Origin of the sequence: Rhodoligotrophos defluvii (genome assembly GCF_005281615.1) — a bacterium.
Taxonomy (GTDB): domain Bacteria; phylum Pseudomonadota; class Alphaproteobacteria; order Rhizobiales; family Im1; genus Rhodoligotrophos; species Rhodoligotrophos defluvii.
Genome location: NZ_SZZM01000002.1, coordinates 835665 through 854453, shown reverse-complemented (window position 1 = coordinate 854453; position 18789 = coordinate 835665). Strand labels below are relative to the sequence as shown.

Here is an 18789-nt window from a genome sequence, read left to right as displayed (position 1 = left end):
GACGTCCCGTTCTGGACAGACAAGAACCTGTTTTGAGCCAGCAGCCGATCCGGCGGGTTTGCGAGAACGATGTCATTAACCCGTCATTTTCCGGGCGCTGCGACGAGAGGCTCGATTTGCGCCTGCTGGCATGAGCCTTGCTTACTGGTTAACGACGAGGCGGGGCATTAACCTTCAGATTGATTAAAAATCGAAAGATCCCGTCGCGGTGCTACTATGAATTCTCGCGGAGTTTCGAAGGAGTGGCCATGGAAAAGCCGCCGTCAGATATGAGCCACAGCTTCGAGGAAGATACGAGGCATCGGGCGCTGCGCTATATTCTCGACGCCTGGGAAGAGGCGGTGAACGATGGCGTGGACCCGGACAATCTCGCGACGGCCGCCCTGTTTGCGGCGCTCAGCGACCTGGTTGCGGTCTACGGGGAAGAAAGCGTCGCCACCATGGCGGAGGGCTTGAGCGACCGCATCCGGTTCGGCGAGTTCACCATGAACCGCACCACCCAATGACGGCGGCAAAGCGCATCAGAAGCTGATTTGCCACAGGCTGCGGGCCAGCACGAAGCCGCCAAATCCGGCGATCAACCCGCCGGACACGGCGTTCACGATGCGCAGGGCCCGGCTCGACAGCCGATCGCGAAAGTGGCTGACGATCGCTGACAGCACGATCCACCACAGCAGGCTACCGCCCATGACCGCCAACACCAGAGCGGTCGCATGAGCATAGCTTTCATCTTCGGACACAAGGCCGCTGGCCGAGCTGAAGATGAAGATGAACCCCATCAGGGTGGCCGGATTGGTGATGGTGAGCAGCAGCGTGGTACCCAACGTCGCCACATGGTTGCCGAGATCGGGACGTGCCGGCATGGCGGCGTCCAGATTGTCGACCGAGAGCTGGGCCGGCGCCACCATGGTGCGGACACCGAGCACCAGCAGCACGACCCCGCCGAAGGCCGCGATCGCTCGATCATAATGCTCGATGAAGTCGGACACGGCGGTCAGGCCGAAGGCGGCGATCAGCGCGAAGCAGCCATCGCCGAGCACCGCGCCGCTGCCGGTGCTGACGCCCGAGCGGAAACCGCGCCGCAGGGCAGCGTTGATCACCATGACGTTGATCGGCCCGATCGGTGCGGCAACGGCTATTCCGATACCGATGCCGCTCAGAATGAGTGCCCAATCCATCGCGTTGCCAGTTCGGGGACTCCGATGACGAACACGGGGTCGACCGAATCGCTGATCCGGTAACCTGCATGCCTTTGACTCTGGAGAGGCCAGCCAGGCGTGCCCCTGGCCCGCCGACGCTCAGACTGAGATCACCACGCGCCCACGTACCTTACCGGCCACGATGTCTTCCGCAAGCCGTGGGACATCGCGCAGCTGCGCGATGCTGGTGGCCGCATCGAGCTTGGCCAGATCGAGGTCCTCGGCCAGCCGCTCCCACGCCCTCCGCCGCCGCGGCTGCGGGCACTGCACGCTGTCCACCCCTGCCAAGGTCACGCCGCGGAGAATGAAGGGCGCCACACTTGTCGGCAGGTCCATGCCCTGAGCCAGTCCGCAGGCGGCCACCGCGCCCCCATACTGGATCTGCGACAGCACGTTGGCGAGGACCTTGGAGCCCACCACGTCGACCGCCCCGGCCCACCGGGCCTTCCCCAGCGGCTTGGGCGTGCCGTTGAGCTCGTCGCGGTGGACGATCGATGATGCGCCAAGACCTTTAAGATAGGCTTCTTCCTCCGGCCGCCCGGTGGCGGCCGCGACGCTGTAGCCAAGTTTCGACAGGAGCGCGATGGCAATGGAGCCCACACCGCCCGATGCGCCGGTGACCAGCACCTCGCCCCGGTCGGGCGTGATGCCGCAATGCTCGAGTGCCATGACGCACAGCATGGCCGTATAGCCTGCGGTGCCAATGGCCATGGCCTGGGCAGTCGAAAAGCGTTGCGGTAGCGGCACCAGCCATTTGCCGGGAACCCGTGCACGGCCGGCATAGCCGCCATGGTGGTTTTCGCCGACCCCCCAGCCATTCAGCACGACCTTGTCGCCGGGCTTGAACTCCGCATGGCTCGATGAGAGCACCGTACCCGAGAAATCGATGCCCGGGATCAGTGGAAAAGTACGGATAATCGGCCCCTTACCGGTAACGGCTAATCCGTCTTTGTAATTGATGGTCGAATGCTCCACCGCGACGGTCACATCCCCGTCCATGAGCTGCGAGTCGTCGATCTGGCGGAACTCGACGATCTGCCGGTCGTCCTTCTTGTCGACCATCAGTGCTGTGAATCTTTCGCTCATGGGCAGGTGACCTCCTGTCAAACACGCGTCTCGAACTGATTTGAAGGCAAGCTAGCACGCGGCATGCGTCGCTGTCCGCGAGGGCCGGCACCGGCAGAGGCATAAATGCACCTTTTATTAACGTAAAGTGCGTGCCGCTGTGCTCCGCATGCCGAGGAAGCAGCAAAATGTTATACACTCGGGGGGTCAGATTGATACAGGGCCCCACGGGGCACACATTCGGGGCTGAGCCTCCACGGGATGGAGTAGCGGGGAATGAAGCCTGCAAGCGCAGCTGGACCGGAGCGACGCGCCGGTTGGTCTGTCGCGTCCGGCGTGCTCGGTATCATTGTGATGCTCTTGACGACCATGCCGGCTGCGGCCGACGCGGTCGAGCCCTATCAAGGTGCAAGCCAGGCGGCGCCCAAGGGCGACCGGCCGACCATGCAAGCGCCCGGCGCGCCGCGCGAGGACTTGGCGTTGCCGCCGGTTCACTACGGAGAGGAAGGCCTGCCGCCGCCGGTTGCGGAAACCCGGCGCGCCATGATCGAGGCGGCGACCACCGGCGAGATAGAACAGCTGGCCGCGGTGTTTGCGGCGCGCAACGAGGTGATGCCGCAACTCCAGAACCAGCCGGTGCGTGATCCCGTCGCCTACTGGCGCAGCATTTCCATCGACGGCACTGGACGGGACATCCTGGCAGAGGTGCTGAAGGTCCTGCGCTCGGGCTATGTGCATGTGAATGTCGGCCAGCCCGATGAGACCTATGTCTGGCCCTATCACAGCGTTTACCCCATTGACAGGCTCGACCCCCAGCAGCAAGTCGAGCTTTACGCGCTTATGCGCCCGCAGGAGGTGCGGGAAATGGACCCGGCAGAAGGCTATACGGGCTACCGCATCGGCATCGCGCCGAACGGCTCGGTGCGCTATTTCAAGCTGGCGGATTAGGGATAGCGGGCGCTAAGGCCTCGGCGCAAGCGCCTCCTGGAAGCGCACGGGCTGGCCAATGCCCCGCTCGACCAAAAGCTCATCCTCCCACATCACCCGGATGCCGCGCACGATGGTGCCCACGGGCCAGCCGGTAACTGTGTGGCCGGCGAAGGGTGTCCAGCCGCAGCGGCTGCGGATCCGATCGTCGGTAATGGTGCGGCGGGCCTTGAGGTCCACCACGGTGATGTCGGCATCATAGCCGATGGCGAGCCGCCCCTTGTTGGCAATGCCATAGACCCGCTGCGGTCCATGGGCAGTGAGGTCGACGAAACGCTCGATCGTGAGGTGCCCGGCATTGACATGGTTCAACATGACCGGAACCAGCGTCTGCACCCCCGGCATGCCCGAGGGTGAAGCAGGATAGGGCTTCGCCTTTTCCTCGACGGTGTGGGGGGCGTGGTCGGAACCCAGCGTGTCGCCCGCGCCTTGGGCGAGCCAGCGCCAAATACCCTCGAGCTCGGCACGGTCGCGCAGAGGCGGGTTCATCTGTGCCTTGGTGCCCAGCCGCTCGTATGCCTCCGGCAGGGCGAGCGTGAGATGCTGGGGCGTGACCTCTGCGGTCGCCACGTCCCGGTGCTGGGCGAGGAGCGCCATCTCGCGCGCGGTGGTCACATGCAGCACGTGGATGCGCTTGCCCGTAAGCTGGGCGAGTCGCACCAGGCGCTTCGTCCCCAGCACCGCCGCTTCCACGTCGCGCCATTCGCTGTGGCTGGCTGGATCACCCTCCCGGCGCAGGCTCTTGCGCGCATTCAGCCGGTACTCGTCCTCCGAATGGAAGGCGACGCGCCGGCTGACCGTCCGCAGCACCGCTTCCACCCCGGCATCGTCCTCGATCAACAGGTCACCGGTTGAGGCGCCCATGAACAGCTTCACCCCGCAACAGCCCGGCAACTGCTCGAGGCGGCCGAGATCGTCTGTATTCTCTCGCGTCGCGCCGATATAGAAAGCGAAATCGCAATAGGCCCGGTTCGAGGCGCGGGCGACCTTGTCGGCCAGGGCCTCGGCCGTTGTCGTCGACGGCTTGGTGTTGGGCATTTCGAAAAAGGCGGTGACCCCGCCCATGACGGCGGAAAGGCTGCCCGACTGCAGGTCCTCCTTATGTTCCGCGCCGGGCTCGCGCAGATGCACATGCGGATCGATCACCCCCGGGAGCACATGCAGCCCGGTGCAATCGATGACCTCGGCGGCAGCACGCGCATCGAGCGGGCCAATCGCCGCGATGCGCCCATCGCGCAAGCCCACGTCGCGCGGGTAGGCGCCATCCTGATTGACCACCGTCCCGCCCTTCAGAAGGGTATCGAACCGTTCCGGCATATGCTCATGCTCTCCTTGCAGCCCGGCCACGGCTTACGTAAATGTGTTGCGCCAGGCAAGCTGCTTGCACGTCCAATTTTCGAGCATCCGGTGGTCCATGACCTCAGCCAAGCTGACCGAACTCACCGATCGCGCCGTCATCCGCCTCTCAGGCGGCGATACCCGCAAGCTGCTGCAGAAGCTGCTGACCGTCGATTTCGACGATGTCTCGCCGGAGCGGGCCGGCTATGGCGCCCTGCTCACGCCGCAGGGCAAGATCATGTTCGACTTCTTCGTGGCGCAGGTGGGCGATGCCTATCTCTTCGATTGCGCCGCAGCCCAGAAGGACGACCTCATCAAGCGGCTGATCTTCTATCGCCTGCGCGCTCAGATGGAGATCACCAATATTTCCGCCGATCATAAGGTCCTGGCCGTGTGGGACGGCCAGGTGCCTGGAATCGGTGGCGAAGCGGGAGCCTGCATGACGCGCGAGGGCGGCGTCCTCTTCCGCGATCCGCGGGTAGCCGAGGCCGGGTTCCGCGCCATCTTGCCGCGCGGTGCGACCCTTTCCGGTCTCGATGCTACGCCCGCAACTGAGGCTGATTATCACGCCTTCCGGATTGGCTGCGGCCTTGCGGACACAATGGCCGATCTGGGCTCAGGTGAGCTGTTCCCGCACGAGGCCAATTTCGACCAGTTCCATGGGGTGGACTTTGCCAAGGGCTGCTATGTGGGCCAAGAGGTGGTCTCGCGCATGGAACATCGCGGCACCGGCGCTCGCAAGCGCATCGTTCCCGTGAGGGCCAAAGACGGCGTGCTCGCGACCGGCGATCAGATCACGGCAGACGGAAAGGCCATCGGCCAGGTGCTCTCGTCTGCGGGACAGGTGGCGCTCGCCCTGGTGCGCCTCGACCGCGCCGAGGATGCCTCAGCCAAGGGTATCCGCATCGAGGTGGACGGCCGCCCCATTCAGCTGATCAAGCCAGCCTGGGCCACGTTTGCCGTGCCCACAGCGAGCATCGCCGCATGAGCTGGTCCAGCGCCGTTGTGTCGGAGGTCGACGGCTTGGGCCGCTGCGGCTGGCCCGGCACCGACCCGCTTTACGTGGCCTATCACGATACCGAATGGGGCGTGCCTGAGTGGGACGACCGCGCGCTGTTCGAGAAGCTCATCCTGGACGGCTTCCAGGCTGGCCTCTCTTGGATCACCATCCTACGCCGCCGCGACACTTTCCGCACGGCCTTCGACGGGTTCGAGCCCGAGCGCATCGCCCGCTATGATGACGCCAAACGTGCAGCACTGATGGCCGATCCCGGCATCATCCGCAACAAAGCGAAGATCGATGCCACCATCACCAATGCGCAAGCCTATCTGGCCATCCAGAGCCAACAGGGCTTCTCCAATTATCTGTGGAATTTCGTCGACGGCCGGCCCATCCAGAGCCGGTTCCGCGAGCGCGGCGAGATCCCGGCGGAGACACCCTTGAGCCGCACGATCTCGAAGGATCTCATGAAGCGCGGCTTCCGCTTCGTCGGACCCACCATCGTCTATGCCTTCATGCAGGCGGTGGGCATGGTCAACGACCATGTGGTCGACTGCCATCGCCATGCGGCCTGCGCTGCGCTGGCCGAGCGGCCGCGCCCCTGACATGCCGCCCCGCAAGGAGACCGAGCCGCGCGCCTGGCAGCGCATGCTCTCGGGCCGACGGCTCGATCTCTTGAACCCTTCGCCGCTGGACATCGAGATCGGCGACATCGCTCATGGGCTTGCGCGCGTTGCCCGCTGGAACGGCCAGACCCGCGGGGCGCACGCTTTCTCGGTGGCGCAGCATTGCGTCATCGTGGAGAGGCTTGCCAGCGAGCTCGACCCAGGCCTTGACCGGCCCTGGCGGCTCGCCGCCCTGTTGCATGATGCCCCGGAATATGTCATCGGCGATATGATCAGCCCGTTCAAGGCAGCGCTGGGCCTCGATTACCGGGCATTCGAGGCCCGGCTGCTGGCGGCCATCCACCTGCGTTTCGCGCTGCCGTCCACTCTCCCGGAGACCACAAGGCAGCTGATCAAGCGCGCCGACACGATCTCCGCCTATGCGGAAGCGACCGAGCTTGCCGGCTTCGACCTCATCGAGGCCGCGCGCTACTTCGGCCGGCCCCAGGGCAAGGGAGCGCTGGCGCTGCGCAGGATCCTTCCCCTCGAACCTCTGGCCGCGGAGGACGCGGCCGCGCTATATTTGGACCGGTTTCAGAAGCTGTATCAGTGAGGCTTGCGGGTCATGCCGAGGATCATCGTTTCGCCGCTGAGTGCCGTGGAAACCGCGGCCGCAGCCTATAAGCCGAGCCATGTGGTGACCCTGCTTGGCCCGACCGCCGAGCCGGTCGTGGTCGGGGGCGTTCCGGCGACCAACCACCTGCGCCTGACCTTTAACGATATTGCCATAGCCATGGAGGGGCTGGTCTGCCCGACTGCCGATCACGCCCAGAGTCTGATCTCGTTCATCCAAGCCTGGCCGCGCCAGCACCCCATTCTGATCCACTGCTGGGCGGGCATCAGCCGCTCCACGGCGGCGGCCTATGCGGCGCTCTGCGCCCATTTGCCGGAGGAAAACGAGATGAGCCTGGCCAAGCGGCTGCGTGAGGCTTCACCCACGGCAACGCCCAACCGTCTCATCGTTGCATTGGCCGACGACATTCTCGGGCGCGGCGGACGCATGGTCGATGCGGTTGACCACATCGGCCGCGGCCGGGAAGCTCCCCAAGGGGAGGTGTTCCTGCTCGATGTGAACGCTGCCGAGATGGCGGCATCCTGATGACCTGTCCTGCTGTGCGTGTCGCGAGTGATTAACCTTCTTCGTGTAGATCTATTCCTATGCACGCAATAATTGAGCTGCAGAGGAAAGCACTATGGGACTTATTGACTTTCTCAAAAAGGAATTGGCAGGCGGTGCGGCCGCCCGGACGACTTCCCCAGACGCGGTCAAGAATACACTCCAGCAGCATGGATTGAACCCGGCCGGCGTGAATGTCAATGTGGACGGCGACAAGGTGACCTTGTCGGGAACTGCGCCGACCACGGAAGATGCTGAGAAGATGGCGTTGACTGTTGGCAATACCTTGGGGGTTTCCAAGGTTGACAATCAGATCACGCCGAACAACGCTACTCCTCCTTCGACGTTCTATACGGTCAAGGCGGGCGATACGCTGTGGAAGATCGCCGAAATGCATTTCGGGCCGGGCCAGGGCGCGCGATATACAGAGATCGTCAAGGCGAACACTCCGCCGATCAGGAATCCAGATCTCATTCAGCCGGGCTGGGTGCTCAGGCTGCCGGCAACTTCGTGAGTGCGCTGATCAACGTTGGTCGAGTGGCTTGCCCCAGCGGCTGAACCGGATGGGACGCAGCGGCGCGAGATCGAGGAAAGGCTGCCGCTGCGAGACGAGGTCGGCGACCAATCGTCCGGTGACCGCCGCCAGGGTGACGCCGAGATGCCCATGGCCGAAGGCATAGATAACGCGCGGATCGGCTGGTGAAGGGCCGATGACCGGTAGACTGTCGGGCATGGAGGGCCGGAAGCCCATCCATTCGTCTGTCGCACGGCCCGCTTTGGGTATGAAGCGGGCGACGCCCGCCCGAATGGCTTCGGTGCGCGCCTCGCGCATGGGAAGGGCGAGCCCGCCGAGCTCGACCGTGCCCGCAGCGCGCAGGCCGTCCGCCATGGGCACCATATAGAAGCCCTGTTCGGCAAAGCACACCGGGCGGCTGATGAGGTCGCCCGCTTCCGGAAACAGCACGTGGTAGCCCCGCTCCGTATCGAGCAGGATGTCGTCGCCCATAATGCCGGCAAGGGCACTTGACCAGGCGCCCGCCGCCACGACCACGGTCTGCGCTGGGTGCGACATGTGACCGAACTCGGCGAGGAGGCCCGCGCTCGTAGGCGTCAACCCCCGGACCTCGCCTTTCAGGAATGTGCCACCGCGCTTAAGGAAGCTCTGCGCAAAGGCGAACGCGACGTCCCTGGGGCTGCTCAGATGATGAGCATCGCGGAAATAGAGGCCGCGGTGGTAGAGCGGGGCCACGTTCGGCTCGAGATCCCGGATCGCCGCCTTGTCCACTACGTCAAACCTCACCCCGTGCCGGCGATGAAGCGCGATATAGTCTTCTTCCTCCCGATATTCCTGCTCCGACTTGTAGAGATAGAGCGAGCCGCCCCGCCGCAGCATCTGCGCCGTTCCAGCCTCGGCATGCAGAGGTGCGAACGCCGCCTCGGCGTGGCCGAGCAGGCGTTCGAGAACAGTGGCGATCCGCTCCACCTCGCGCGGGCTGGAGCAGCTGACGAAGCCGCGCAACCATGGCGCAAGATGGGGCATGTACCGCCAGATGATCGCGAGCGGGCCGAAAGGATTGGCCAACATACCCGGCACGCGCCACACAATTCCCGGCAGGGCGACCGGGGTCACGGCGTAGGTCGCGATGGTGCAGGCATTCCCGTAGGAACAGGCATGGCGATAGGACGACCCGGGCAGGGGCGGGTCCCGGTCGACGATGGTGACCCGATGGCCGAGACGCTGCAGCCAGAGGGCGGAGCACAGCCCCACGAATCCGCTACCGATCACCAGAACGTCGCGCGCCTGGCCGGGTGAAACGGGCTCGGGAGCCATAAGGGAGTCGTCGTATGCCATACCGATCTGCCGGAGCCCGAGTGGCGAAGAGGTGGGGCGGGAGCGCGATACTGAACCGCACCGCCCGCCGCCATGCAACCGGAAAACCGAGTGTGCGGGTTCGTTAGAGCGACATTGACAGTTCGGTATTGCTGGGCCCGACCGGGTAGCCCCAGCGCCCCCTGGCCGCAAAAAAGACTTCTATTACTCCGCCGCTTCCGACCCAGGCAGGCGGTAGTCGGCAAAGCGCTGGCGCAACGTCAGCTTGGAGATTTTGCCTGTGGCGGTGTGCGGGATCTCGTCCACGAACGCCACGTCGTCGGGTAGCCACCACTTCACGACCTTGTCCTTGAGGAAATTCAACATCTCCTCCTTGCGCAGATCCGCACCCGGCTTCTTGACGATGATGAGCAGCGGCCGCTCGTCCCATTTCGGATGGGGCACGCCGATCACGGCTGCTTCCGCCACCGCCGGATGGCCCATGGCCGCATTTTCCAGATCGATGGACGAGATCCACTCGCCGCCCGACTTGATCACGTCCTTCGCGCGGTCGGTGATCTGCATGTAGCCCCATTGGTCGATGGTGGCCACGTCGCCAGTATCGAAATAACCATCCTCGTCCAGGATCTGCCCGCCCTCGCCCTTGTAATAGGCGCGCGCGACAGAGGGCCCGCGCACCACCAGGTGGCCGAAGGTCTTGCCGTCATTGGGCAGGATATTGCCCTCATCGTCCTTGATTTCCATCTCGACCCCGAAAAACGGCCGGCCCTGCTTCAGCTGCAGCGGCCACCACCGATCGTGGTCGAAATCGGCGGTTGCGCCGGAGCGATTGGCGAGCGAGCCGATGGGGCTCATCTCGGTCATGCCCCAGGCGTGCACGACCCGCGTGCCGTATTTCTGCTCGAACGTCACCATCATCGCTTCGGGGCAGGCAGAGCCACCAATCAGCGCCCGTTCGAGATAAGGCAGCTTCAGCTCCGGATGCTGCTCCAGATATTGCAACAGCATCAGCCACACGGTGGGCACGCCGGCGGTGAAGGTCACGCGCTCGCCGTCCAGCAGCTCATAGATCGATTGGCCGTCCATCTTCGGGCCTGGCAGCACCAGCTTGGCGCCCGCCATCGGCCCTGAGAAGATCAGCGACCAGGCATTGGCGTGGAACATGGGCACGACCGGCATGACCGTATCGCGCGAGCTCAGGGCAAGCGCGTCGGCCCCGCACAGCGCCATGGCGTGCAGCATGTGCGAGCGGTGGGAATAAACAACGCCCTTCGGATTGCCGGTGGTACCGGAGGTATAGCAGATACCGCAGGCGCTCTGTTCGTCGAGTTTGGGCCAGGCAAAGCTCTCGTCGCCCTCGGCGATGAGCTCCTCATAGCAGATCGCGTTGCGCAGCTTGGTTGCCGGCATATGCGCCCGGTCGGTCATGATGACGAAGGACTTGACGGTGGGGATGCGGTCCTGCAGCGCCTCCATCTGCTCGACAAAGGTCAAATCGAGGAAGAGACACTGGTCCCCGGCGTGGTTGATGATGTATTCGAGCTGATCGGCGAACAGGCGCGGGTTGAGGGTGTGCACCACCGCCCCCAGCCCCATCAGCCCATACCAGATCTCCATGTGGCGGTAACCGTTCCATGCCATGGTGGCGATGACGTCGCCCGCCTTGAGCCCCAGCTTCCTCTGGGCCACGTCAGCCAGCGCCCGGGACCGGCGTGCGCAGTCCGCGTAGGTATACCGATGGATGGCACCTTCCACGGTGCGCGAGACGATCTCGCGCGTGCCATGGTACCGATTTGCATGATCCAGAATTCGGTGAACCAGCAGCGGCCAGTCCTGCATCAATCCCAGCATCTCAGTCTTTGTCCTCCACACGGCGCGACCGTACACGCCCTCTGTTCTGGAGGTGACTTTAGTGCATCAGGGGGAAGGCAGGAAACCCGCTTTTACCGGGTTCAGATCAGAAGCATACGTCCCGCCAGCAGGCCAAAACCTGCTGAGAACCCGCATCATCACAGAGATTGCCATAGCCAATGCCGTGGCCGTCATCCGGAATGGCGGCAGCGGTCTCTGGTGATGCCGGCTCATCTCCAGGCGCGGTGCCGCTCGTCTCTTGCCCGTCTGTGGTTTGTGCGTCCGCGCGACTGTTCTCCCATGGGCGCCAGAGCATCAGGGCGGTTGCGGCTGTCGCGATCGCCCCAACACCAGCTCCCACTGCCAGGGCAGGCTTGATCCAGCTTGGCCGGGCCGCCACTGACACCATGGACCAATTATCGAGCCCGTCAACGGACACCTCGAGATCACCCTGTCCGGACGGTACGTGGATGCTTCTTATCGGAGGCGTTCCAAAACTCGTAGGTATCCACGCTTCGTACTGGGATGGCCTCACAAAACCTTCATCCATTGGCTATGACCCATGCTTGGAGTTGGCTGTCGCCCGCACGCTTCGTGCGGGCGACCCGCTGCACTTGAGATCAGCAGCAATGAAGTGAGTCTGAATTGCTCAGAAGGTAATTGCCGGCGGGATCAACCTGTGCCTGATGCTCCGCGATCTCCTGGCCTGGATGCATAACATCGATCAAGCCAGAGCTGCGATCGCGGTGGCCATCATCGGCCGACGTGGTCGTGCTCGCATGGTGGTCTCCATGCGCGCTGGTCCACCAATCGAATAGCTTGGCGCCGAGAATGCCGGTCCCGACACCGCCTGCGAAAGCGGCACCGGCAACGGGCCAACCCCAGGTGCTCATGAAGCTCTTGTCAGCCACAGGTTGCACTACGGGGGTTACGCTGCTGTGGAGGTCGTTCGGAAGCGACTGTGTACGTGAAAGCGGCATTATCAAAACTCCTACACCAGGCACTGATAGCTGAGGCGCCCCCGCCGCCTGCAAATACCGTAGTTACAGATTTATGCAACTTAAAATTGAATAGGAGCCACTTCCAACCTATGCGACGGTCCAAAGATGCGACGGGTCGTCGGCGGCACTGCCTGAAATGTCACCCTGCGGATGATCGCTTGCCGTTGCTGGCTCATCCACATGGGACAAAATATATTTCGCCGAAATAATCCCGCTGAGAGTCCCCGCACCCAGGCCGCCGACCAGCCCCGCTCCCGCGGCCATGCCAGTGACGAGGCTCGACTGCTTGATGTCGTGGATCTTTTCATTCAGAAGCCCGAACGTATGCTCCATCTGCTCGTCCATCTGGCTGGAGAATGTCTTGAACATCTCCGAATAGTGCGATTGCAGCTGGGCTGACTGTGAATGGGCGGGCTCGCGGGCGAGAGACCCCGGGGGTGGTGGCGCTGGCTCGATATGTGAGCTCCCCGTCAGATCCAAGGGCTTCGCGCCCTTGGGTGTCCTGAGCCCGAGCGCGTTCAGAGTTCCTTTGACAATACTGGGCATGTCTTAGCCTCCTTGCCATCTGCACTGAGCGCACGGCCGTAGATGGCGGCATCTGGCAACCGAGCGAGCCGGCATCCAGACGGAAACACGATTTTGATTGCGCGCGCAGCGAGCATAGTCGCCCGCGGCAGCCGCGGGCGACATCCAGGCCTTTAAGACCTAGTGGTACCAATCCATGTGGATCGGGCTAGCCTGCTGCGCGTCTACGGACGCCACCTGAGCAGCACCGGCCAGGTGAACTGGCGGGGTGCTGTCAACGTCATGGCTGCCGACGTCGTGGCTGCTGTGGCTGTGATTGCTCCACCTGTCGTAGAGCACCTTGCCGCCCACGCCCAATCCCACGCCGGCGGCCATCAGGCCCATGCCCGCCAATGGTACGAAAATAGCCTTGGCTACGGCCATACTACTCACACTCCTGTCAAAACCAGCGCCAGACCTATTCCAGCGCGGAGCGCTTGTTCGTAGTAGGTTTGCGGTGGCTTGTACAATTTAAAGTTGCATTTCTAACAACTTAATCTGACCAGAGGCGGCGGGCGCACTGCATCGAGCGCGACCGTGCGGGGTCGAACTCTCGCCCTCGGTTCAGGGCCCGAAAGCGCGACTCAAACGACTGAGATGTCCGGCGCTTCCGGATTCTTCATGCCGACGATGTGGTATCCGGCATCCACATGCACGATTTCGCCGGTAACCGCGGCGCCGAGGTTGGAAAGCAGGAACACCGCGGAATCGCCGACCTCTTCGATGGTGACCGTGCGACGCAGGGGTGAGTTGTATTCGTTCCACTTCAGGATGTAGCGGAAATCACCGATGCCAGAGGCGGCCAGGGTCTTGATCGGGCCAGCCGAGATCGCATTGACCCTGATGTTGCGGCTGCCGAGATCGGCGGCAAGGTAGCGCACGCTGGCTTCCAGAGCGGCCTTGGCCACGCCCATCACGTTGTAGTGCGGCATCCATTTCTCTGCGCCGTAATAGGTGAGCGTTAGCATGGCGCCGCCGCCATTCATCAGCTTCTCCGCACGCTGGGCAGCTGCCGTGAACGAGTAGCAGGAGATGTTCAGGGTCTTGGCGAAATTGTCCGGGGTGGTGTCGATATAGCGGCCGGTGAGCTGGTCCTTGTCTGAAAAGGCGACGCAATGGACCAGGAAGTCGAGCCCGCCCCATTGCTGCTCGATGGCCCGAAAGGTCGAATCCAGAGAGGCGCCATCGTTCACGTCGCAAGGCACCACCATGGTGGAGCCCAGCTGCTGTGCCAGCGGCTCGACCCGCTTCTTAAAGGCTTCACCCTGATAGGACAGTGCAATCTCGGCACCATGACGCGCGCAAGCCTGCGCGATGCCCCAGGCGATCGAGCGGTTGTTCGCAACCCCCATGATCAGCCCGCGTTTGCCCGCCATGAGCGCCTTCGGCTCGGTCATACTGCCCTCGAAACGGAAACGAAAACCCCTACCCACCCGCAATGTGCGGGCATCCTACACAAATCCCATGAGGGGTCCAGGGAAATGGCGCAAAAGCGAGGCCCCGGCACAGGCGCCCGTGCTTACGCAGCGTCCCGAGCAATTCGGACGTACACAGGTGGTCTCGTGCTAGCCCACTACGCTCCAGGAGCCGTCAGCCAGCTGGCAGGCGGTGCCGCGGATGACCTCGCGCCGGCCATTCACGAACATGGTGTGGGTGAAGTCGCGGCATAGCTCGGGGCCTCTACGATAGGAATCATAGGGCACCACTTCGCCGTAATAGCCGCGCGGATCATCCCAGCGCTGCGGGCGGCCCGAGTCGAAGGCGGCCTCCGCTGCATAATAGGCACGCGCCTGCGCCTGGGCGTCGAGCGAATAGCCGACCTGGTTGCCAAGGATGGCGCCCAATGCCGCGCCCACCACCGTGGCGCCGGTGCCCCCGACCGCGCTGCCGATCAGCCCGCCCGCCACGCCTCCGACCACGGTTCCCGCGGCCTGGTTGCCACCCCATGCCTGCGGCTGATAGGGATTCGGTCCCGCACATCCGGCGAGCGCAATGGCGCCAGCAAGCGTGATCGGCACGATTGTCATCTTGATCATCGGGTTCCCCTGAGACACAAAAACGTCGGAGCCATTCGCAAAAGCGCAGGTGAGCCCCCTTGTTCCTCTGTCCCAACCAAATGTGCCAAGACTATGGCTGTGAACTGAGCTACAGCAGATCCGCCACCTTGGTTCAGGTTCGGAGGCATTGAGATGTCCAGTGAAGCAAACACCGCCTCCACCGGGAATCCGGCGGATTTCACCGAGCGGGACGACCCTTTCGCCCTCTTCGATGCCTGGATGGCGGAGGCCGCGGCCAGCGAGCCCAGCGACCCCAACGCCATGAGCTTGGCGACCGTTGGGGAGGACGGCTTGCCGAATGTACGCATGGTGCTACTGAAGGGCGCCGATTCGCGCGGCTTCGTCTTCTACACCAACCTGGAGAGCCAGAAGGGGCAGGAGCTGGCGGCGAACCGGAAGGCGGCGCTCTGCTTCCATTGGAAGTCGCTGCGACGCCAGGTGCGCGTGCGCGGCAGAGTCGAGCCAGTCAGTGCGGCGGAGGCCGACGCCTACTATGCCTCGCGCCCGCGCGATAGCCGGATCGGCGCTTGGGCCTCGCAGCAGTCGCGGCCGCTTGAAAGCCGGTTTGCCCTGGAAAAGGCCGTGGCCAAATATGCCGCCAAGTATGCCATCGGCGATGTGCCGCGGCCGCACTACTGGTCGGGCTTTCGCGTCATCCCCATATCCATCGAATTCTGGCAGGATCGGCCATTCAGGTTGCATGAGCGCATCCGCTTCGACCGAAGTGACGAGGCAAGCGCCTGGAGCAAGTCGCGCCTGTATCCTTGAAGGACTGGAGCACAATGGTCGTGAACACGGATACCGAGCGCAAGACAATCATTCTGACGGGCGCCAGCCGCGGCATCGGGCACGCGACCGTGAAGCGCTTCTCCAGCGCCGGCTGGCGGGTGATCACGTGCTCGCGGCACGCCTTCCCCGAGAATTGCCCCTGGGATGCCGGGCCTGAGGATCACATTCAGGTCGACCTCGCCCGGCCGGATGATGTCGACCGGGCGATCGCGGAGATGCGCGAGCGGCTTAAGGCCAATGGCAGCCAGCTCCACGCGCTGGTCAACAATGCGGCGATCTCGCCCAAAGGCCCGGGTGGCGCCCGTCTCGGCGCAATCGACATGGGCATCGAGGACTGGAAAACCGTTTTTCAGGTCAATCTCTTCGCGCCGATCATGCTAGGCCGCGGTCTGATGGAGGAGCTCAAGGCGGCCAAGGGCGCGATCGTGAACGTCACCTCCATTGCCGGAAGCCGGGTGCATCCTTTCGCCGGTGCGGCTTACGCCACATCCAAGGCCGCCCTGTTCGCGCTGACGAGGGAGATGGCCCATGACTTCGGGCCATTGGGCATTCGCGTGAACGCCATCTCGCCCGGCGAGATCGACACGTCCATTCTCTCGCCCGGCACGGAGAAGCTGATCGAGGACATTCCGATGCGCCGGCTGGGCAGGCCGGAAGAGGTGGCCAAGGCCATCTATTTCCTCTGCACCGACGCATCCAGCTATGTGAACGGGGCCGAGCTGCACATCAATGGCGGCCAGCATGTCTAGAGGCCGTTAGAGATTGCGCATGCGATAGGTCACGCGGGGTAGAATTCCGCATCGAGCCCCAGCGGGCCGTTGCGCGCGACCTTGCCCAGGTGGATCAAATGCTCCACATGGGCGAGCGCCGACATGGCAGCGGCTGGGTGCAGCTTGGGATCGACTGAACTGTAGACCTTCTTCACCACGTCCATCACTTTGCGGTCGCCCGCCTCGATGCGCGCAAGGATTGCCTGCTCGCGCATCTGCCGATGGGCGATGAAGGCGCGCACGAAGGGGCGCGGGTCTTTCTTCTCCGGCCCATGCCCCGGCCAATAGATCTCGTCGTCCCGATCCAGCAGCAGGCGTAAGGACGCCATATAATCGGCCATATTGCCGTCCGGCGGGGCGATCACGCTGGTCGACCACGCCATCACGTGGTCTGCAGAGAACAGTGCCTTCTCCTCGGGCAAGGCGAAGGCCATGTGGTTGGACGTGTGGCCCGGCGTGAACACCGCCTGCAGGTGCCAGCCTTTGCCGTCGATCACCTCGCCATGGCGGATGCGCTGGTCCGGCAGGAAGTCCGTATCGCCCGAGGCATCGAGCTGCACGCTGCCTGAGGCGACCGCCTCGCCGACGCGGCCCGCGCCATGGGGGCCGAAGGCCACGGTCGGCGCCCCGGTCGCCGCCTTGAGCCGCGCGGCCAGCGGCGAGTGGTCGCGATGTGTATGGCTGACCACGATGTGGCTCACGGTCTCCCCGTCGAGCGCTCGCATGAGGGCCGCGAAATGCTCGTCATCATCCGGGCCGGGATCGATGACGGCAACCGTGCCGCGGCCGACGATATAGGTGTTGGTGCCCTTATAGGTGAAAGCGCTCGGATTGGGCGCCACCAGCCGGCGAATGAGGGGGGATACCTGCTGCGCCGCGCCCGGGGTGAACTCCATCTCATGCTCGAAGGGAATATCGACCATCGCCGTCTCCTTTGCGCGTGAGGGGTAGCAGCCGCGGGCGCCGGCGTAAAGTAGAGGTCAAAGCAGCTTTTCCAGCTCGTGCCGCAGGATCTTGCCGGTCGTGGAGCGGGGGAAGTCGGCAAAGGCGATGAAGCGCACCTCCTTCGGCCGCTTGTAGCCGGCAAGCGCACGGCGGCAGAGGGTTTCGATCTCCTGTTCCGTCAGATCTTCGCTGTGCCGGGCCACAAAGGCCACCGGCACCTCGCCCCAGCGCGCATCGCGCTTGCGCACCACCACCGCATCCGCCACCCGCGCATCCGACAAGAGCACCCGCTCGATCTCTGCCGGGTAGATGTTCTCGCCGCCGGACTTGATCATGTATTTGGCGCGATCGACGAAATCATAGGTGCCGTCCGGATTCTTGCGAAACAGGTCGCCCATGCGGAACCAGCCATTCGCGAAGTCGCGGGCATTGGTCTCCTCCGCGTTCCAGTAGCCGCTGAACACGGTGGCACCGCGAATGGCCACCTCGCCGGGCTCGCCGTCCGGCACCGGGTTGCCGTCGGGATCAACCAGCATGACATCGCAGAGCGAACTGAGCCGCTTGGAGAGCGTCTTCGGCACCTCGCCAGCCGGCAGCACGGCGCCGCTGCCCGGCGGCAGCCCGGTTTCGGTCGCACCGAAACTATTGAGATAGGGCGCGCGCATCAGCCGGGTCAGCTCGGTGATGAGCTGCAGGGGCACGAGATCGGCCATGGCGCCGCAGACCTTCACGCCTTTCGGCATGGTGCCTTCGCGGCGCATGAACTCGACCACCGGCTCGATCGAGCCGGGCATGAGCAACAGCCAGCCCAGCTTGTAGCGGGCGACCGCATCCACGATACGCCGGGCATCGAAGCCATCGACGATGATGACCGGAGCGCCCGCCATGAGCGCCGCGAGGGTCTGATCGGTCGAGCCCATGTGGAACAGCGGCGCCCAGGCCACGAACCCGTCCTCGGATGTGATATCCAGGTCGATGGCCAACACCATCATGCGGGCGATCTCGGCGCGATGGCTGATCAGGGCGCCCTTGGGCAGGCCGGTGGTGCCGCTAGTATAGAGGATCACCAGCCCGTCTTCCGGGTCAACCTCCGGGTCGCCCGCGGCGGCGATGTCCGCAGGGCTCGGCGTGCCCGCCAGGAGCTGCTCATAGTCCGCATCGATATTGATCACCGGCAGGTCGAGGCCGAGCTGCGCGAGCGTGTCCGCATAGCGGGCCGAAACCAGAACCAGCTTGGGCTCGACCAGGGTAATGCAGTGCCGCAGCTCGCCTGCAGCAAGGCGCCAGTTCTGGCAGGCGACGATGAGGCCGTTGCGCGCCGCCGCCAGTTCGAGCTCCACATATTCTAGGCGGTTCTCGGACAGGATCGCCACCCGATCGCCCCGCTTGAGACCGTGGTTCGAAAGCACATGGGCAAGTCGCAGCACGCGATCGTTGAGCGCGGCATAGGTCAGTTGCCCGCCCACATGCTCCACCGCCAGTGCTTCGGGTTGCCGGCGCGCGCGCGCGCGGAACATCTCGTAGACCGTGAGGCGGCCGGCGCGCCAAGTCTTGCCGGCCGCGGTCGCGCTCCAAGACGGCATTTGCGGCATAGCGTCAGCTCTCCCGTG

The 18789-nt window shown here is 64.0% G+C and carries 20 protein-coding genes; 9 read left to right on the top strand and 11 right to left on the bottom strand.

Going from position 1 to position 18789, the window contains the following annotated elements; genetic code table 11:
- The first annotated feature begins 248 nt into the window (after positions 1 to 248).
- Entirely contained in the window at positions 249 to 506 is a 258-nt protein-coding gene (locus tag E4P09_RS13120; protein WP_137390028.1) for a hypothetical protein, read from the top strand.
- A gap of 15 nt (positions 507 to 521) precedes the next feature.
- Here E4P09_RS13120 and E4P09_RS13115 read toward each other — a convergent pair whose 3' ends face one another.
- Entirely contained in the window at positions 522 to 1178 is a 657-nt protein-coding gene (locus E4P09_RS13115) for a LysE family translocator (RefSeq protein WP_137390027.1), read from the bottom strand.
- Positions 1179 to 1298: 120 nt separating this feature from the next.
- Entirely contained in the window at positions 1299 to 2285 is a 987-nt protein-coding gene (acuI, locus tag E4P09_RS13110) for an acrylyl-CoA reductase (NADPH) (RefSeq protein WP_137390026.1), read from the bottom strand.
- Between the two features lie 255 nt (positions 2286 to 2540).
- On the opposite strand from acuI, the gene E4P09_RS13105 reads away from it, so the two are divergent.
- On the top strand, positions 2541 to 3212 hold the full coding sequence (locus E4P09_RS13105) for a hypothetical protein (RefSeq protein WP_137390025.1): 672 nt from the start codon (positions 2541 to 2543) through the stop codon (positions 3210 to 3212).
- Positions 3213 to 3224: 12 nt separating this feature from the next.
- Here E4P09_RS13105 and E4P09_RS13100 read toward each other — a convergent pair whose 3' ends face one another.
- A complete protein-coding gene (locus E4P09_RS13100; RefSeq protein WP_137390024.1) occupies positions 3225 to 4568 on the bottom strand; it encodes a dihydroorotase in 1344 nt (447 codons plus the stop codon).
- A 97-nt stretch (positions 4569 to 4665) separates the two neighbouring features.
- On the opposite strand from E4P09_RS13100, the gene ygfZ reads away from it, so the two are divergent.
- From ygfZ to E4P09_RS13075, 5 genes are all read left to right on the top strand, one after another.
- Positions 4666 to 5577, top strand: a complete 912-nt coding sequence (gene ygfZ / locus E4P09_RS13095; protein ID WP_137390023.1) for a CAF17-like 4Fe-4S cluster assembly/insertion protein YgfZ — start codon at positions 4666 to 4668, stop codon at positions 5575 to 5577.
- A complete protein-coding gene (locus tag E4P09_RS13090; protein WP_137390022.1) occupies positions 5574 to 6194 on the top strand; it encodes a DNA-3-methyladenine glycosylase I in 621 nt (206 codons plus the stop codon). The genes ygfZ and E4P09_RS13090 overlap by 4 nt, the downstream gene beginning before the upstream one ends.
- Position 6195: 1 nt before the next feature.
- On the top strand, positions 6196 to 6807 hold the full coding sequence (locus E4P09_RS13085) for an HD domain-containing protein (RefSeq protein ID WP_137390021.1): 612 nt from the start codon (positions 6196 to 6198) through the stop codon (positions 6805 to 6807).
- A gap of 12 nt (positions 6808 to 6819) precedes the next feature.
- A complete protein-coding gene (locus tag E4P09_RS13080) occupies positions 6820 to 7353 on the top strand; it encodes a tyrosine phosphatase family protein (RefSeq protein WP_137390020.1) in 534 nt (177 codons plus the stop codon).
- Between the two features lie 94 nt (positions 7354 to 7447).
- A complete protein-coding gene (locus E4P09_RS13075) occupies positions 7448 to 7885 on the top strand; it encodes a BON domain-containing protein (protein WP_137390019.1) in 438 nt (145 codons plus the stop codon).
- Positions 7886 to 7894: 9 nt separating this feature from the next.
- On the opposite strand, the gene E4P09_RS13070 is transcribed toward E4P09_RS13075, so the two are convergent.
- The 6 genes from E4P09_RS13070 to E4P09_RS13045 form a co-directional block, all read right to left on the bottom strand.
- A complete protein-coding gene (locus E4P09_RS13070) occupies positions 7895 to 9223 on the bottom strand; it encodes an NAD(P)/FAD-dependent oxidoreductase (RefSeq protein WP_239025160.1) in 1329 nt (442 codons plus the stop codon).
- Positions 9224 to 9406: 183 nt separating this feature from the next.
- Positions 9407 to 11053 carry a long-chain-fatty-acid--CoA ligase gene (locus tag E4P09_RS13065; RefSeq protein ID WP_137390018.1) on the bottom strand — a complete coding sequence of 549 codons (1647 nt, stop codon included), beginning with the start codon at positions 11051 to 11053 and terminating at the stop codon, positions 9407 to 9409.
- Between the two features lie 1088 nt (positions 11054 to 12141).
- Positions 12142 to 12423, bottom strand: a complete 282-nt coding sequence (locus E4P09_RS13060; protein ID WP_137390017.1) for a hypothetical protein — start codon at positions 12421 to 12423, stop codon at positions 12142 to 12144.
- Positions 12424 to 12759: 336 nt separating this feature from the next.
- Positions 12760 to 13011 carry a hypothetical protein gene (locus tag E4P09_RS13055; protein ID WP_170984405.1) on the bottom strand — a complete coding sequence of 84 codons (252 nt, stop codon included), beginning with the start codon at positions 13009 to 13011 and terminating at the stop codon, positions 12760 to 12762.
- Positions 13012 to 13202: 191 nt separating this feature from the next.
- Positions 13203 to 14015, bottom strand: a complete 813-nt coding sequence (gene fabI / locus E4P09_RS13050; protein ID WP_137390015.1) for an enoyl-ACP reductase FabI — start codon at positions 14013 to 14015, stop codon at positions 13203 to 13205.
- A 168-nt stretch (positions 14016 to 14183) separates the two neighbouring features.
- Positions 14184 to 14654, bottom strand: coding sequence for a YMGG-like glycine zipper-containing protein (locus E4P09_RS13045; protein WP_137390014.1), 471 nt, complete (start codon positions 14652 to 14654; stop codon positions 14184 to 14186).
- Positions 14655 to 14807: 153 nt separating this feature from the next.
- Here E4P09_RS13045 and pdxH point away from each other — a divergent pair, with 153 nt between their 5' ends.
- Together pdxH and E4P09_RS13035 are read left to right on the top strand one after the other, a co-directional pair.
- Complete coding sequence (gene pdxH, locus E4P09_RS13040) at positions 14808 to 15443, top strand: pyridoxamine 5'-phosphate oxidase (protein ID WP_137390013.1); 636 nt, start codon at positions 14808 to 14810, stop codon at positions 15441 to 15443.
- A 14-nt stretch (positions 15444 to 15457) separates the two neighbouring features.
- Positions 15458 to 16213, top strand: coding sequence for an SDR family NAD(P)-dependent oxidoreductase (locus E4P09_RS13035; protein WP_137390012.1), 756 nt, complete (start codon positions 15458 to 15460; stop codon positions 16211 to 16213).
- Between the two features lie 29 nt (positions 16214 to 16242).
- Here E4P09_RS13035 and E4P09_RS13030 read toward each other — a convergent pair whose 3' ends face one another.
- Together E4P09_RS13030 and E4P09_RS13025 are read right to left on the bottom strand one after the other, a co-directional pair.
- Positions 16243 to 17157 carry an MBL fold metallo-hydrolase gene (locus tag E4P09_RS13030; RefSeq protein WP_137390011.1) on the bottom strand — a complete coding sequence of 305 codons (915 nt, stop codon included), beginning with the start codon at positions 17155 to 17157 and terminating at the stop codon, positions 16243 to 16245.
- Between the two features lie 57 nt (positions 17158 to 17214).
- Positions 17215 to 18771 carry a class I adenylate-forming enzyme family protein gene (locus E4P09_RS13025; protein ID WP_239025159.1) on the bottom strand — a complete coding sequence of 519 codons (1557 nt, stop codon included), beginning with the start codon at positions 18769 to 18771 and terminating at the stop codon, positions 17215 to 17217.
- Positions 18772 to 18789: the final 18 nt, after the last annotated feature.

Coding starts and splice junctions, on each gene's coding strand:
- E4P09_RS13120 (WP_137390028.1), top strand. CDS start 249: ATGGAAAAGCCGCCGTCAGATATGAGCCACAGCTTCGAGGAAGATACG.
- E4P09_RS13115 (WP_137390027.1), bottom strand. CDS start 1,178: ATGGATTGGGCACTCATTCTGAGCGGCATCGGTATCGGAATAGCCGTT.
- acuI (WP_137390026.1), bottom strand. CDS start 2,285: ATGAGCGAAAGATTCACAGCACTGATGGTCGACAAGAAGGACGACCGG.
- E4P09_RS13105 (WP_137390025.1), top strand. CDS start 2,541: ATGAAGCCTGCAAGCGCAGCTGGACCGGAGCGACGCGCCGGTTGGTCT.
- E4P09_RS13100 (WP_137390024.1), bottom strand. CDS start 4,568: ATGCCGGAACGGTTCGATACCCTTCTGAAGGGCGGGACGGTGGTCAAT.
- ygfZ (WP_137390023.1), top strand. CDS start 4,666: ATGACCTCAGCCAAGCTGACCGAACTCACCGATCGCGCCGTCATCCGC.
- E4P09_RS13090 (WP_137390022.1), top strand. CDS start 5,574: ATGAGCTGGTCCAGCGCCGTTGTGTCGGAGGTCGACGGCTTGGGCCGC.
- E4P09_RS13085 (WP_137390021.1), top strand. CDS start 6,196: ATGCCGCCCCGCAAGGAGACCGAGCCGCGCGCCTGGCAGCGCATGCTC.
- E4P09_RS13080 (WP_137390020.1), top strand. CDS start 6,820: ATGCCGAGGATCATCGTTTCGCCGCTGAGTGCCGTGGAAACCGCGGCC.
- E4P09_RS13075 (WP_137390019.1), top strand. CDS start 7,448: ATGGGACTTATTGACTTTCTCAAAAAGGAATTGGCAGGCGGTGCGGCC.
- E4P09_RS13070 (WP_239025160.1), bottom strand. CDS start 9,223: ATGGCATACGACGACTCCCTTATGGCTCCCGAGCCCGTTTCACCCGGC.
- E4P09_RS13065 (WP_137390018.1), bottom strand. CDS start 11,053: ATGCTGGGATTGATGCAGGACTGGCCGCTGCTGGTTCACCGAATTCTG.
- E4P09_RS13060 (WP_137390017.1), bottom strand. CDS start 12,423: ATGTTCAAGACATTCTCCAGCCAGATGGACGAGCAGATGGAGCATACG.
- fabI (WP_137390015.1), bottom strand. CDS start 14,015: ATGACCGAGCCGAAGGCGCTCATGGCGGGCAAACGCGGGCTGATCATG.
- E4P09_RS13045 (WP_137390014.1), bottom strand. CDS start 14,654: ATGATCAAGATGACAATCGTGCCGATCACGCTTGCTGGCGCCATTGCG.
- pdxH (WP_137390013.1), top strand. CDS start 14,808: ATGTCCAGTGAAGCAAACACCGCCTCCACCGGGAATCCGGCGGATTTC.
- E4P09_RS13035 (WP_137390012.1), top strand. CDS start 15,458: ATGGTCGTGAACACGGATACCGAGCGCAAGACAATCATTCTGACGGGC.
- E4P09_RS13030 (WP_137390011.1), bottom strand. CDS start 17,157: ATGGTCGATATTCCCTTCGAGCATGAGATGGAGTTCACCCCGGGCGCG.
- E4P09_RS13025 (WP_239025159.1), bottom strand. CDS start 18,771: ATGCCGCAAATGCCGTCTTGGAGCGCGACCGCGGCCGGCAAGACTTGG.